At 31.6% G+C, this 14,251-nt stretch carries 14 protein-coding genes; 13 read left to right on the top strand and 1 reads right to left on the bottom strand.

The genetic code is table 11. The annotated features are described in order from the left end of the window. Positions 1-14: 14 nt before the first annotated feature. Positions 15-794, bottom strand: coding sequence for a 5'-nucleotidase C-terminal domain-containing protein (locus tag ASD98_RS15290; RefSeq protein WP_056205946.1), 780 nt, complete (start codon positions 792-794; stop codon positions 15-17). Between the two features lie 100 nt (positions 795-894). On the opposite strand from ASD98_RS15290, the gene ASD98_RS15285 reads away from it, so the two are divergent. From ASD98_RS15285 to ASD98_RS15225, 13 genes are all read left to right on the top strand, one after another. Continuing rightward, entirely contained in the window at positions 895-1,353 is a 459-nt protein-coding gene (locus ASD98_RS15285) for a hypothetical protein (RefSeq protein ID WP_242412122.1), read from the top strand. 16 nt (positions 1,354-1,369) lie between these two features. Then, positions 1,370-2,251 (top strand): 4-hydroxy-tetrahydrodipicolinate synthase, encoded by an 882-nt coding sequence (gene dapA / locus ASD98_RS15280; protein WP_056205944.1) that lies wholly within the window; start codon positions 1,370-1,372, stop codon positions 2,249-2,251. A gap of 139 nt (positions 2,252-2,390) precedes the next feature. After that, the gene (locus ASD98_RS15275) at positions 2,391-3,185 is read left to right on the top strand and encodes an outer membrane protein assembly factor BamD (RefSeq protein ID WP_056205943.1); all 795 of its coding nucleotides are present in this window, start codon (positions 2,391-2,393) and stop codon (positions 3,183-3,185) included. A gap of 9 nt (positions 3,186-3,194) precedes the next feature. Then, the gene (locus tag ASD98_RS15270) at positions 3,195-3,512 is read left to right on the top strand and encodes a DNA-directed RNA polymerase subunit omega (RefSeq protein ID WP_007807938.1); all 318 of its coding nucleotides are present in this window, start codon (positions 3,195-3,197) and stop codon (positions 3,510-3,512) included. A 9-nt stretch (positions 3,513-3,521) separates the two neighbouring features. Then, positions 3,522-4,736: a bifunctional phosphopantothenoylcysteine decarboxylase/phosphopantothenate--cysteine ligase CoaBC gene (gene coaBC / locus ASD98_RS15265; protein WP_056205942.1), complete on the top strand. Its 1,215-nt coding sequence runs from the start codon at positions 3,522-3,524 to the stop codon at positions 4,734-4,736. 69 nt (positions 4,737-4,805) lie between these two features. Continuing rightward, on the top strand, positions 4,806-5,696 hold the full coding sequence (locus ASD98_RS15260; RefSeq protein WP_056205941.1) for a DUF4835 family protein: 891 nt from the start codon (positions 4,806-4,808) through the stop codon (positions 5,694-5,696). A gap of 54 nt (positions 5,697-5,750) precedes the next feature. After that, positions 5,751-7,403 carry a DNA repair protein RecN gene (gene recN, locus ASD98_RS15255; protein WP_056205940.1) on the top strand — a complete coding sequence of 551 codons (1,653 nt, stop codon included), beginning with the start codon at positions 5,751-5,753 and terminating at the stop codon, positions 7,401-7,403. A 100-nt stretch (positions 7,404-7,503) separates the two neighbouring features. Then, a complete protein-coding gene (fabV, locus tag ASD98_RS15250; RefSeq protein WP_056205939.1) occupies positions 7,504-8,694 on the top strand; it encodes an enoyl-ACP reductase FabV in 1,191 nt (396 codons plus the stop codon). Positions 8,695-8,813: 119 nt separating this feature from the next. Further along, positions 8,814-9,812 (top strand): glycosyltransferase family 2 protein, encoded by a 999-nt coding sequence (locus ASD98_RS15245; RefSeq protein WP_056205938.1) that lies wholly within the window; start codon positions 8,814-8,816, stop codon positions 9,810-9,812. A 1-nt stretch (position 9,813) separates the two neighbouring features. Further along, positions 9,814-10,410, top strand: coding sequence for a dephospho-CoA kinase (gene coaE / locus ASD98_RS15240; RefSeq protein WP_056205937.1), 597 nt, complete (start codon positions 9,814-9,816; stop codon positions 10,408-10,410). Between the two features lie 59 nt (positions 10,411-10,469). After that, positions 10,470-12,056 (top strand): sensor histidine kinase KdpD, encoded by a 1,587-nt coding sequence (locus tag ASD98_RS15235; RefSeq protein WP_056205936.1) that lies wholly within the window; start codon positions 10,470-10,472, stop codon positions 12,054-12,056. 3 nt (positions 12,057-12,059) lie between these two features. Further along, a complete protein-coding gene (locus ASD98_RS15230) occupies positions 12,060-12,776 on the top strand; it encodes a response regulator transcription factor (RefSeq protein ID WP_056205935.1) in 717 nt (238 codons plus the stop codon). Positions 12,777-13,504: 728 nt separating this feature from the next. Then, positions 13,505-14,251: a hypothetical protein gene (locus ASD98_RS15225; RefSeq protein ID WP_056205934.1), complete on the top strand. Its 747-nt coding sequence runs from the start codon at positions 13,505-13,507 to the stop codon at positions 14,249-14,251.

The following is a 14,251-nucleotide window of genomic DNA, read 5'->3' as shown; positions in this document are numbered from 1 at the left end:
CGTGGCGTATTTTTTTACTCTTCTGTAATACGAATATCTCTAGGAACCGGAATCGTATCAACTTCTTTAAAATAGTCAATTAAAACATTTCGAAGCTTATAATTCAAATCATATTTCTGAATATTTTTTGCGAAGAAACTCATATTATCACCACCATTTGCCAGATAATCATTTGTAGCAACATAATATGTTTTAGTAACATCTAAAGGTTTTCCCTGAATCATAATGTTTTTAGCGGTATTGTCTTTTGAAATCGTAAAAGTCATACCAGACAAAGGATGCGGTTTTTTCTCTCTTATAATATAAGATGTAATTTCTAAAATTTGTTCCCCTTTTAAAGCCAGAACAACCATATTATTTTCAAAAGGCATAATTTCAAAAGCAGATCTCGTTGTAACATTTCCTTTAGGTAAAATTGCCCTGATACCGCCATGATTTAAAAAGCAGATATCGATACTTTTATTTTCACGCATTTTAAAAACTTTATTACCTCTTTCTAAGCAGACATCGGCCAATAAATTTCCAATAGAAGTCTGCCATTTTCCTGTACTTTTATCTAGAGTTTCGGGACAATACGCCAAAACGCTGTCTAAATCCTTATTAATATGATCGCGATAAGGTTTAATAAAATTCTCAATTTCTGGAGTTTGTGCACTATTTTCTGCAATCGGAATCTGTTTTCCTTCTATCTTCGTTAAATTATAATTCTTAGGACTGCAAGAAAATATTGAAAATAGTGTTAAGAATATAACAAAAAGTTTTAAAAATCGGTTATACTTTTTTAGTTTTACCATTTTAAATGCGGCTTAAATAATTAATTTTGTAATTCGTAAAAGTACTATGTTTTTAGATTATATAAGAGAATTTTTTGTAAAAAAATCATTAAAAAATAACTTGAATACTATCAAAAACGAAGTTTTTACAAGCAATATACAAACCATTGGTTTGCTGGTTGATGAGAGTAAATTTCGCTATTCGAAAGAGTTAATAAAAGAACTTGAATCGAATGGAATTGCTCCCGAAAACATAAAAATTGCAGCGTACAGACATAAGTTCGACAAGAAAAAAGAGTACACAAGGCCTACTTTCGGTAAAAAACATATCGATTGGAGAGGGCAGGTTACAGAGGTTTTTTTAAATGAATTTATAGATACAGAATTTGATCTTTTGATTAGTTATTATGAAGAAGAAATCTCCATTTTAATGATGATCACAAGCAAGTCAAAAGCAAAATTTAAAGTAGGGTTTTCTTCAGTCGATGAAAAATTAAATCGATGGATGATTAACACTACAATGGCAGAGTATAAACTTTTCATTACAGAATTGTTTAAGTATTTAAAAAGTATAAAATAAAATTATAAATCAAAATATGCAATCATTAATAGGAACTGGTGTTGCGCTTGTAACCCCATTTAAAAAAGACTTTTCAGTAGATATCGAAGCGTTGCAGCGTGTCGTTAACTTTTCGATTGATGGAGGAGTTGAATATCTTGTCGTTATGGGAACAACAGCAGAAAATGCTACCTTGACACAAGAAGAGAAAGAGTTAGTTATCAACACCGTAATTGATGTTAATAAAGGAAGACTGCCATTAGTTCTTGGAGTTGGAGGAAATAACACCATGCAGATTGTTGAAGAATTAAAAACAAGAGATTTTTCTGCTTTTGAAGCCATACTTTCAGTTTCACCATATTATAATAAACCTACGCAGGAAGGAATTTACCAGCACTTTAAAGCAATTGCAGAGGCATCTCCAATTCCTGTAATATTATACAACGTTCCGGCAAGAACATCAAGCAATATGCTTCCGGCAACCGTGGTTCGTTTAGCAAATGATTTTAAAAATATCGTAGCTATAAAAGAAGCGGCAGGAGATATGGCTCAGGCATTAAAACTTATAAAAGATACACCAAAAGATTTTCTGGTAATTTCCGGAGATGATATGATTGCTTTACCTATCGTTTTAGCGGGCGGAGCAGGCGTAATTTCAGTAATGGGACAAGGTTTTCCAAAAGAATTTTCAGAAATGATTCGTTTAGGGCTCAATAAAAAAGCCGTTGAAGCGTTTAAAACACAATACTTTTTAGCAGATTGTATTGATATGATTTTCGAACAGGGAAATCCTGCAGGAATAAAACAAGTCTTTCAAGCCCTTGGTATTGCTGAGAATGTGGTGCGTTTACCACTGGTTTCTGTAGATGACGCTTTAGCAGCTAGATTAAATGAGTTTGTAAAAAATAGCATTAAATAATTGTTAAAGTGTTAGTATTATAAGATACTAAAAAATTATTTTGCAGTCGCTAAATTAATGACTAAATTTGCACCCGAAAGCTTCGGTGTGATTTTTACTTTGGCATAATGTCTAAGAAAATCATAATAAAAGTAAATAAATGAAAAAAATAGTATCTCTATTAATTGTTGTAGCCCTTTTTTGTTCTTGTAGTGATTACCAAAAGGCATTAAAAAATGAAGATGTTGCAGCAAAGTTCGAAGTGGCGACAAAAATGTACGAAGCGGGCAAGTATAATAAAGCCATTCGTCTTTTTGAACAATTAGCGCCAACATATAGAGGTAAACCTCAGGCTGAAAAACTTTTTTACATGTTTTCACAGTCTTATTACAAAACAAAACAATATTATCTGGCAGGATATCAGTTTGAAAGTTTTGTTTCTGGATATCCACGAAGTGAAAAAGTACAGGAAGCAGCCTTTTTAGGTGCTTACAGCTATTCAAAATTAGCTCCGGTTTACAGTTTGGACCAGACAGATACAGTAAAAGCCTTAGAAAAATTACAGGCATTTATTGATAACTATCCAAATTCAGAATATATCGCTCAGGCAAATGCAACAGTACAGGTTTTGAACGGGAAATTAGAGAAAAAAGCATACGAAAATGCTAAAGGTTATAATGAAATTTCAGATTACAAATCAGCTTTAGTTGCTTTTGATAATTTTATAGCTGATTTTCCTGGAACCCCTTTTAAAGAAGATGCTTTGTTCTACAAATATGATTCAGCATATAAGTTAGCAATAAACAGTGTTCCAGCAAAAATGGAAGAACGTTTAAATATTGCAAAAACAGCTTACGCAAACTTAATTAAGTTTAAAAGCGATACAAAATATAAAAAAGAGGCAGACGAAATGAATGCCAGAGTTGAAACGGATTTACAAAAATATACTAAATAAAAATAAGTCATGGATTTAAAAAAGACGAATGCTCCTGTTAACACAATAACTTACAATAAAACAGTTATTGAAGAGCCAACAGGAAATGTGTATGAAGCAATTACCATTATGGCTAAAAGAGCAAACCAAATTAATTCTGAAATCAAAAAAGAATTAACTGAGAAATTAGAAGAGTTTGCTACTTACAATGACAGTCTTGAAGAAGTTTTTGAAAATAAAGAACAAATCGAAGTTTCTAAATTTTACGAAAAATTACCAAAACCACACGCTTTAGCTGTTCAGGAATGGTTAGACGGAAAAACTTACCACAGAGGTTCAAACAAATAATATAGTATAATGTCAGTTTTAAACGGAAAAAAAATTTTACTGGGAGTTTCCGGTGGAATTGCAGCGTATAAAACAGCCTCATTAGTACGACTTTTTATAAAAGCAGGTGCACATGTCCAAGTGATAATGACACCTGCTTCTAAGGATTTTGTAACTCCGCTTACATTGTCTACGTTATCAAAAAATCCTGTACATTCCAGTTTCTTTAACGATGACAATGAAGATGCTGTATGGAATAATCACGTTGAATTAGGCCTTTGGGCAGATTTAATGCTGATAGCTCCTGCAACTGCAAATACATTGTCAAAAATGGCAACGGGAAATTGCGATAATCTTTTAATCGCTACATACTTATCGGCTAAATGTCCAGTTTATTTTGCTCCGGCAATGGACTTGGATATGTACAAACATCCCTCTACAATTTCTAGTTTTAATGCCTTAAAGCAATTCGGTAATATAATTATTCCCGCTGAAAAAGGAGAATTAGCAAGTGGTTTATCCGGAGAAGGCCGAATGGCTGAACCGGAAAACATTATTGCTTTCCTTGAAGCAGATTTAGAAAGCAAATTACCCCTTAAAGGAAAAAAAATACTAATAACTGCAGGCCCAACATACGAAGCAATAGATCCTGTACGTTTTATAGGAAATCATTCTTCTGGAAAAATGGGATTTGATATTGCAAATGCAGCCGCAAATCTTGGAGCACAGGTTGTTTTAGTTTCTGGGCCAACACATTATAAAGCTAAAAATCCTTCGATTGAAGTTATAAATATAATGTCGGCGCAGGAAATGTATGATGCCTGTCACAAACATTTTGATGATTCTGATGCAGCAATTGCAGCAGCAGCCGTAGCAGATTACAAACCAAAAGAGGTTGCGTTACAAAAGATTAAGAAAAATGCAAGTGAGTTTTCGATTGAATTAGAGAAAACAAAAGATATCTTATCTTCTTTAGGAGCTATTAAAAAGAATCAGTTTTTAATAGGCTTTGCCCTTGAAACAGAAAATGAAATTGAAAATGCTAAGCTTAAAATCCAGAAAAAAAACTTAGATTTGATAGTTCTAAATTCTTTGCAGGATGAAGGTGCCGGTTTTAAAAAAGAAACCAATAAAGTAACATTTATTGATAAAAACTTTAATATCGAGCCAATGGAATTAAAATCGAAAGAATTTGTAGCAGTCGATATTTTAAACAAAGTGATTTCACATTTTTCAAAATCATAAAGATTTAAAATATTTTATAAAAAGTAAGAATAGTTGTTCTATTTTTGCTGATAATAAAATTTTATTTGTATGAACAAAATAGTTACACTTTTCGTATTTTTTATTTTTGGCTTTACTCAGGCGCAGCAGCTAAATTGTACAGTAACTATCAATACTGAAAGGCTTCCTACGCCAAATCAGCAGGTTTTTAAAACGCTGCAGACTTCTTTATCTGAGTTTGTAAACAAAACAGACTGGACAGGAATTGGATCTGCTTTAAAACAGCATGAAAGAATTAATTGCTCAATGTATATTACATTGTCATCCTATAGTTCTGACCAGTTTACAGGAACTATTCAGGTACAGTCTTCAAGATTAATTTACAATTCGACTTATTCTTCGCCTGTTCTGAATTTTAACGACAAAGACTTTAATTTTAGATATACAGAGTACGAACCATTATTGTTTAATCCAACTGTTTTCGAATCAAATTTAGTATCTGTAGTATCTTTTTACAGTTACATAATTTTGGGTATGGATGCTGATACGTTTCAAAGCGGCGCCGGAAATCAATATTTTGAAACAGCTCAAAACATTGCAAGCGTTGCGCAGCAAGGCGGATTTAGAGGATGGAGCCAGACAGACGGGCTTCAAAACCGCTATTATTTAATAACAGATATGCTTTCTTCAATGTATACTGATTTACGTCAGACAACGTTTTTGTATCATACGGGTTTAGATGCCATGAGCAATGATTTAAAAGCAGCAAAAGAAAAAATAAAATCTTCTTTATTGCTTATAGGAAAAGTAAACTCAGTTAGGCCAAATGCATTTTTGACCCGCGTATTTTTTGATGCAAAATCAGATGAGATAGTTTCTATTTTTTCCGGAGGCCCAAGTATTCCGGTTACAGACTTAACAGATATTTTGAATAGGGTTTCGCCTTTAAATAATTCAAAATGGTCGCAAATTAAGTTTTAAAAACTTAATTTTTTTTCCTTTCTTCGTAGCACTTTATTTTTATAATTCCCCTTTATGATAACTTCACTGTCGATTAAAAATTATGCTCTGATTGAAAAGCTCTCTATTGATTTTTCAAAAGGTTTTTCTATAATTACTGGAGAAACAGGTGCAGGAAAATCGATTATTTTAGGAGCGATTGGACTTGTTTTAGGGAAAAGGGCAGATTTAACTTCATTAAAAAACAAAGAAGAAAAATGTGTTATTGAAGCACATTTTGAAATTTCTAAATACAACTTAAAAGATTTTTTTGCAGAAAATGATCTCGATTATGAAGATGAAACCATAATTAGACGTGAAATTTTACCTTCAGGAAAATCAAGAGCTTTTATAAACGACAGTCCGGTAAATCTTCAGGAATTGCAGGATTTGAGTCTTTTTTTAATAGATATACATTCGCAGCAGCAAACTCAGGAGTTGTCTGATGAAACGGTTCAATTCAAAATAATTGATGCTATTGCAAATAATTTTGATACAATTCTAACGTATCAAAATCTATTAAAAGTTTATAAATCAGAGAAATCAAAATTAAATGCTTTACTGAAAAAACAAAGCGATTCAGGAAAAGAGCAGGAGTACAATACTTTTTTATTGAATGAATTGGTTTCAGCTAAATTAAAATCTGGAGAGCAGGCAGAATTAGAAGCTGATTTTGAAAAACTGAATAACGTTGAAATTATAAAAGAATCAATAGATAAATCGCTTGTAATTGCAAACGAAGAACAATTTGGAGTATTTCATAATCTTAATGAAATTAAAAATGGACTGCAGAAGATCGCACCGTTTTCGACTGAATACCAAAACTTTTTTGAACGAATTACCAGTATTTCTATTGAATTTGATGATGTTTCAAAAGAATTGCAAAATGCTTCTGAAAAATTATTAAACGATCCCGAACAATTAGAATTAGTAAGTCAAAAACTGCAGTTGATTTTTACTCTGCAAAAGAAACACCATGTTAATTCTGTAGATGAATTGCTTCAAATTCAGGCAGATTTAGGGAATACACTTTTGGAATTAGATAATATTGAAGAAGAAATCGAAACTTTATCTAAATCAATAGAACAAAAAGCAAATGAATTAGATGCTTTTGCAGGAACAATTCATCAAAACAGAATAAATGCAATTCCGGTTTTATCAAATCAGTTAATATCGATTTTAGAAACATTAGGGATGCCAAATGTTCGTTTTAACATGGAACTTTTACCATCAGAAACCTATTTTCAGAACGGAAAAGACGAATTACAGTTTTTATTTTCAGCCAATAAAGGAACTGATTTCGGTTTATTGAAAAAAGTAGCTTCAGGTGGTGAAATGTCTAGAATTATGCTGGCTGTTAAAGCAATTTTAGCGCAATATTCAAAATTACCAACCTTAATTTTTGATGAAATAGATACTGGGGTTTCTGGAGAAATAGCCATTAGAATGGGAGAGATTATGAAAGAAATGAGTGCCAAAATGCAGATTTTTGCAATTACACATTTACCGCAGATTGCAGCAAAAGGTGATTCGCATTTCAAAGTTTCTAAAGCTACGGTAGGCGATCATACACAGTCAGAATTAAAGTTACTGTCTCAGGACGAAAGAGTTATAGAAATTGCTCAAATGTTATCAGGAGCAGTCGTTTCAGATTCGGCTTTAAATCACGCTAAAGCCTTGTTGAACTAAAGAAATACTTTATATTTGTCATCGAAAAATAATTAAACAAAACAGGCATAAGTTGTCATTTATCTTGATAATGATTAATTTATGAGTAAATAAAAAGAGTATGATTATAGAACCTAGAATGAGAGGATTTATTTGTTTGACTGCCCACCCAAAGGGAGCTGAGCAAAATGTTAAAAATCAAATTGAATATATCAAATCAAAAGGTGCAATTGCCGGAGCAAAAAAAGTATTAGTTATTGGTGCTTCAACAGGTTTCGGATTAGCTTCAAGAATCACAAGTGCTTTCGGATCTGATGCTGCTACAATTGGAGTATTTTTCGAAAAACCGCCAGTTGAAGGAAAAACAGCTTCGCCAGGGTGGTACAATTCTGCAGCTTTTGAATCAGAAGCTCATAAAGCAGGTTTATATGCAAAAAGTATCAACGGAGATGCTTTTTCAAATGAAATAAAAAGAGAAACTTTAGATTTAATAAAAGCTGATTTAGGACAAGTAGATCTTGTAATTTACAGTTTAGCTTCTCCAGTGCGTACAAACCCTAATACAGGAGTTTTGCACCGTTCAGTTTTAAAACCAATTGGGCAAACGTTTACAAATAAAACAGTTGATTTTCATACAGGAAATGTAACGGAGGTTTCAATCGCTCCGGCAAATGAGGAAGATATTGAAAACACAGTGGCCGTAATGGGAGGTGAAGACTGGGCAATGTGGATCGATGCTTTAAAAAATGAAAATTTATTGGCAGAAGGTGCTGCAACAGTAGCTTATTCTTATATTGGGCCTGCATTAACAGAAGCAGTTTACCGCAAAGGAACAATTGGTCGTGCAAAGGATCATTTAGAGGCTACTGCATTTACTATCACAGACAATTTAAAATCTATTGGAGGGAAAGCTTATGTTTCTGTAAATAAAGCATTAGTTACACAAGCAAGTTCTGCAATTCCGGTTATTCCGTTATATATTTCTCTTTTATATAAAATCATGAAAGAAGAAGGTATTCACGAAGGATGTATCGAGCAGATTCAGCGTTTATTCCAGGATAGATTATACAACGGTTCTGAAGTTCCTGTTGATGAAAAAGGAAGAATTAGAATTGATGACTGGGAAATGCGTGACGATGTTCAGGCAAAAGTGGCTGAACTTTGGAAAGAAGCTACAACTGAAACATTACCGGCTATTGGAGACTTAGCAGGTTACAGAAATGACTTCTTAAACTTATTTGGATTTGAATTTGCCGGAGTAGACTACAAAGCAGAAGCTAATGAAGTAGTTAATATTGACAGTATCAAATAAAAACATAAATCTTACAATAAAACCATCAACCAAAAGTTGGTGGTTTTTTTATGAATATAACCTATCTTTGCTCAAATTTTCAAAGTTTAAAATATTCCACTTAAAACCGCATTCCCGCTATGATTTTTTCTTTAATTATACCCGTGTATAATCGTCCAGATGAAGTTGATGAACTTTTAGAAAGTCTTACAAAATCTGATTACAATGAACCTTTTGAAATTGTTCTGGTTGAAGACGGATCATCGATTCCTTGTAAAGATGTTGTGATGAACTATCAGGGGAAATTGAATATCTCATATTATTTTAAACCAAATTCTGGTCCCGGCGATTCCAGAAATTTTGGAATGCAGAAGGCGAGAGGTGATTATTTTATCATTTTTGATTCAGATTGTATTATCCCTTCAAATTATTTAACTGAAGTTAGTAAGGCTTTAAATGAAAAATATGTCGATTGTTTTGGAGGTCCTGATAAAGCATTAAAAAGCTTTTCGAGCATTCAAAAAGCAATCAATTTTGCTATGACATCTTTCCTTACAACTGGTGGAATTCGTGGTGGTTCAGAAAAAATTAATAAATTCCAGCCAAGAAGTTTTAATATGGGAATTTCAAAGAAAGCATTTGAAGCTTCAAAAGGTTTTGGTAACATTCATCCTGGTGAAGATCCTGACTTATCCATCCGTTTATGGAACTTAGGATTTGAAACCAGATTGTTTTCTGAGGCTTTTGTGTATCACAAACGTAGAATCGACTGGGAAAAATTCTCTATTCAGGTAAAAAAATTCGGTATAGCAAGACCAATATTAAACAGTTGGTACCCAGAACATAATAAGCTTACTTTTTTCTTTCCAACCGCATTTATCATAGGTTTATTGATAGCTTTTTTACTATTAATTTTTAATATTGATATTTTATTACAATTATATTTTGTATATTTCGTTATTATTTTTCTTACAGCAAGTATCCAAAATAAAAGTATCAAAATTGGGTATTTATCGGTTATTGCTGTTTGGAAACAATTTTATGGTTATGGAACGGGATTTTTGGAATCTTTTGTAAAAGTTATTTTATTAAAGAAGAAACCGCAAGAAGCTTTTCCTCGTATGTTTTTTAAGATATAATATGACAAAAATTATCGGCTTGACCGGCGGAATAGGAAGCGGTAAAACAACAATTACTGCTTTTTTTAAGGAAATGGGAATTCCTGTTTACATCGCTGATGATGAAGCTAAAAAGATAATGCAGTCAGCAGAAATCATTGCTGAGATAAAAAATGCTTTTGGAGAATCGCTCTTTGAAAATAATGTTTTAAACCGGGCAAAATTAGCTGATATTGTTTTTAATGATGCGGATAAATTAGCAGTTTTAAATTCGATTGTACATCCTGCAGTAAAAAATGATTTTCAATCCTGGCTGTCGCAAAATAAAAATGAAGCATTTGTAGTTTACGAGGCTGCTATTTTATTTGAAAGCGGAAAGTATAAAGAATTGGATTATATAGTTACGGTTACTGCTCCTGAAGAACTAAGAATTGAAAGAGTGATGAAACGTGATAATACAACGCGCGAACATGTTCTAAGCAGAATGAAAATGCAGTGGGATGATAAAAAACGATTTTCTTTGAGCAATTTTGTTATTAATAACAGTAATCTTAAAATTGCTAAAGAAGAAGTAGTTGAAATTCTTAAAATTTTGAAAATAAAACAAAAACAGTCTTAAATGTTAATATTTGGTTAATGTATTATTTAGTATATTGTTAAAATATTAATTTTGTTTCGATGAATAAATTATTTTTTAGAATACTTGTTTTACTGATGAGTTTGTCCTTAATAGGGATAATTCTAGTGCAGGTATTTTGGTTTAACTCTTCATTTAAGAATAACGAAGAGCAGTTTAAATACCACGTTACCCAAGTTATCGGAAATGTTGCAGACAAGCTTGAACAGCAAGAAGAATACAGTTTTTACGATAAATACAACCGCATAAAAGACAGTACCGGTAAAATTCCTAAAAAAGAGGATTTACTACAAGTATTTTATGTGCAGAGAAATGCAAAAACAAATAAAACAATTGTTTATTCTAATACACTGACTTCTGAAGATTACGATATAAACGGATCATTTTTTAATAAAAAATTCAGCAGTGAGAGATTTAAGAATTTCAGCTCTAAAAGAGTAACCGAAGTTTATAATAACAATAACGGAATTGATAATAATAATTTAGGGCAAAGTATAATACCGGACCTTACAATTGAAAAATCAGGAAGTTTAGATATTTTAAATAAAGTTCAGCAGCAAATTCAGTATAAAGATATTGCGTCCTTAACTCCAATTGAAGGAAGAATTACTAAAGATAAACTTTCTAAGCTTTTAAAGAAAGAATTACAAGAGTACGGAGTTAAAACCAAATTTGAATTTGGAATTTATAGCAGCGGTGTTCCAACCAAAATTAAATCGGATGGATTTCACTACGATAAAGAAGCAACTTATAATATTCCTATATATACTGATAACGAAGGAAATAGTAGATATGAATTGTCCGTTACATTTCCTCATAAAAAGAAATTTTTATTATCAGAATTATTAAGTATTACTATTTTATCAATAGTTTTTACGCTAATTATAATAGTGGCATATACAAGTGCTTTAAATCAATTATTGCGTCAGAAACATATTTCTGAAATCAAAACAGATTTTATAAATAATATGACGCATGAGTTTAAAACTCCAATTGCAACAATAAATTTAGCACTTGATGCGATTAGAAACCCTAAAATTATTGAAGATAAAGACAAAGTTTTTAGGTATCTTCAAATGATAAGGGATGAAAATAAAAGAATGCATGCGCAGGTTGAGAATGTATTACGAATTTCAAAACTGGAAAAAAGGGAACTCGATATTACAAAAGAACCTACTGTTATACATGATATTATCGATGATGCAATTGAGCATGTTAATCTGATTTTAGAAGACAGAAAAGGAACAGTTGTAAAACATTATAATGCAGCCAGAACAACAAGTTTAATCAATGAAGTGCATTTTACAAATGTTCTTGTAAATATTTTAGAGAATGCTATAAAATATTCACCTGATGTACCTGAAATTGAAATTTTTACAGAGAATGTAAAAGACATGATTTTAATAAAAGTAAGAGATCATGGATTGGGAATGAGTAAGATAGCTCAAAAAAGGGTGTTCGAAAAGTTTTATAGAGAACACACGGGAGACCTTCATAATGTAAAAGGGCACGGTTTAGGTCTGGCGTACGTAAAAAGAATAGTAGAGGACCACAATGGTCAAGTATATGTTGAAAGCGAAAAAGGAAAAGGTAGCACCTTTATAATAAAAATACCATTAATAAATTAAAATATGGAAAATAATAACAAAAGAATACTTTTAGTAGAAGATGACCTAAATTTTGGGGCGGTTCTTAAAGATTATCTAATGTTAAATGACTTTGAAGTTACTTTAGCTAAAAACGGTATGGAAGGTTTCGAAAAATTCAAGAAAGATGTTTACGATTTATGTATTCTTGATGTAATGATGCCTTATAAAGATGGGTATACTTTAGCCAAAGAAATTAGAGAAAAGAACAGCGAAGTGCCAATTATTTTTTTAACAGCAAAATCTATGAAAGAGGATGTGTTAAAAGGATATAAAGCTGGTGCTGACGATTATTTAAATAAGCCTTTTGATTCAGAAGTATTATTGATGAAAATCAAAGCGATTATTCAAAGAAAATCAGCTGATACAAAAGCTGAGCAAGTACAATTTGAATTTAATATTGGTAAATTCCACTTAAACTCAAAACTTAGATTCTTGACTTTCCAGGATGAAGAGCCAATTAAATTATCTCCAAAAGAAAATGAATTGCTTAAAATGTTAATTCTTCATGAAAATGACTTAATGCCAAGAGAATTAGCTTTGACTAAAATCTGGAGAGATGATAACTACTTTACTTCAAGAAGTATGGACGTTTACATCGCTAAACTTAGAAAATACCTAAAATCTGATGAAGATGTTGAGATTCTTAACATTCACGGAGAAGGCTTCAGATTAGTTGTAAAAAGCAAAGTTTCTGAATAATGAATTCACCTAAAAACAATATAAAAGCCCTGAGAAATCAGGGCTTTTTTTTATGTTTAAAAAGAAATTTAGCACCTAATGTCTCCAATCTTTGGTTAGATGCACTGAAGTACATCTCTACATTAAAATTGTGATTGATTTATAGATAACGTAAATCGCAGAGACGCACTGCAGTGCGTCTAGGCAAAGAGAATCACCAATCTTTTTCGAATTACTATTGTGTGATTTCTTTCGTCTGTTTGCTATCGCTCTCCTTCGTCTAAATAATAAATATTACATAAAATATTAGAATTTTTAATTTCATTTCTATTGAGTCTATTGTTCTCATTTTTAAAACGATAACTTCTTATTTGTTGAAAAATTTTAAGTGAAAAATATTTTCACATGACTTTTCTGAAAAATAAATTTGGAAAATCAAAAAACAATTCTGAATATTTGCAGACGAAAAAAATAATAACCCTTTAAAAACGAAGAAAAATGTTTGTACTTACATTGACATCACAAAGCTTCACACCAAACGGATTTGGTGCAGCACTTCTTCGTGGCTTATTTCAATCTTAGAAATACATTTTTAGATATATAAAAAAGCCCGAAGACATTTAGTTTCGGGCTTTTTTTATTCTAGACACTTCAAAATTTTCCCGAAAAACCGATTTTATTTATTTGTCCGTCAAGGATAAAATGTTTAAGCCTATTAGGCTGTTAATTTAATACACTATAATTTTTTAATGGAAAATTATACGGTAGATGAGTATGCTTTGTGTACTCGTTTTAAAAGTAAAAGAAGGAAAAAAAGATTAGCAAAAGAAGATTTTGAAAAACATTTAATTCAGTTAAGAAAGCAACAAAAGGAGCTTTGGAAAAAACAAAATAATTTACCATTGGTTCCGCTTGAAAATCCTTATCAAAAGGGATGGCAGCGCAGTTTTGTACTGAGAGAAGATGTTGCAAGATCAAATGAATCTTCATTTTACAGATCACTATTGGAAAAAATAAATACATGGCAGTTTTCCTCTGAAAAATCTTTTAAAAGAAAGAAAAAGAGAAAAAGGAGAAATGTTTATCTTGAAAAGATCCAGACGGTAAAGGAATTTTCAGAATGGGAGTGGAGGAGCTCAAAATTAGAATTGACAGAAAAAGAAAAAGTACATTTTTATAAGCGAGAACGCTGGTGCAGCAATTTCAAGCGGCATAGAATTCATTATATGTTTAATGAGTCTTGGAGATATGTACTTCGTGTTAGCCCTTATATGATAACGCATACTATAATGGTCGATTCAGATTTAGAAAGTGAAATCCAGCTTCTTGATAATTATATTGTTAATCTTAATTTAAGAAATAAAATAAACAAGTTAGTAGATGGTTTTTCTCATCGTTGGAGTTATTATGAAACTGAAAACCCAAGAGAGTTAAACCCAATTAAAAATAAAAGTCGGCATTTATTGTATCAACAATATGTAGACGAAATGATATAA

This window comes from Flavobacterium sp. Root186, assembly GCF_001428525.1.
Lineage (GTDB): Bacteria > Bacteroidota > Bacteroidia > Flavobacteriales > Flavobacteriaceae > Flavobacterium.
The sequence above is the reverse complement of the archived record's forward strand: the minus strand, read 5'-3'. Positions and strand labels throughout refer to the sequence as shown.

Excerpts from the sequence above, each read along its gene's own strand:
- dapA (WP_056205944.1), top strand. The coding sequence starts at position 1,370 with ATGCAATCATTAATAGGAACTGGTGTTGCGCTTGTAACCCCATTTAAA.
- fabV (WP_056205939.1), top strand. The coding sequence starts at position 7,504 with ATGATTATAGAACCTAGAATGAGAGGATTTATTTGTTTGACTGCCCAC.
- recN (WP_056205940.1), top strand. The coding sequence starts at position 5,751 with ATGATAACTTCACTGTCGATTAAAAATTATGCTCTGATTGAAAAGCTC.
- ASD98_RS15260 (WP_056205941.1), top strand. The coding sequence starts at position 4,806 with ATGAACAAAATAGTTACACTTTTCGTATTTTTTATTTTTGGCTTTACT.
- ASD98_RS15270 (WP_007807938.1), top strand. The coding sequence starts at position 3,195 with ATGGATTTAAAAAAGACGAATGCTCCTGTTAACACAATAACTTACAAT.
- coaBC (WP_056205942.1), top strand. The coding sequence starts at position 3,522 with ATGTCAGTTTTAAACGGAAAAAAAATTTTACTGGGAGTTTCCGGTGGA.
- coaE (WP_056205937.1), top strand. The coding sequence starts at position 9,814 with ATGACAAAAATTATCGGCTTGACCGGCGGAATAGGAAGCGGTAAAACA.
- ASD98_RS15235 (WP_056205936.1), top strand. The coding sequence starts at position 10,470 with ATGAATAAATTATTTTTTAGAATACTTGTTTTACTGATGAGTTTGTCC.
- ASD98_RS15290 (WP_056205946.1), bottom strand. The coding sequence starts at position 794 with ATGGTAAAACTAAAAAAGTATAACCGATTTTTAAAACTTTTTGTTATA.
- ASD98_RS15230 (WP_056205935.1), top strand. The coding sequence starts at position 12,060 with ATGGAAAATAATAACAAAAGAATACTTTTAGTAGAAGATGACCTAAAT.
- ASD98_RS15275 (WP_056205943.1), top strand. The coding sequence starts at position 2,391 with ATGAAAAAAATAGTATCTCTATTAATTGTTGTAGCCCTTTTTTGTTCT.
- ASD98_RS15225 (WP_056205934.1), top strand. The coding sequence starts at position 13,505 with ATGGAAAATTATACGGTAGATGAGTATGCTTTGTGTACTCGTTTTAAA.
- ASD98_RS15245 (WP_056205938.1), top strand. The coding sequence starts at position 8,814 with ATGATTTTTTCTTTAATTATACCCGTGTATAATCGTCCAGATGAAGTT.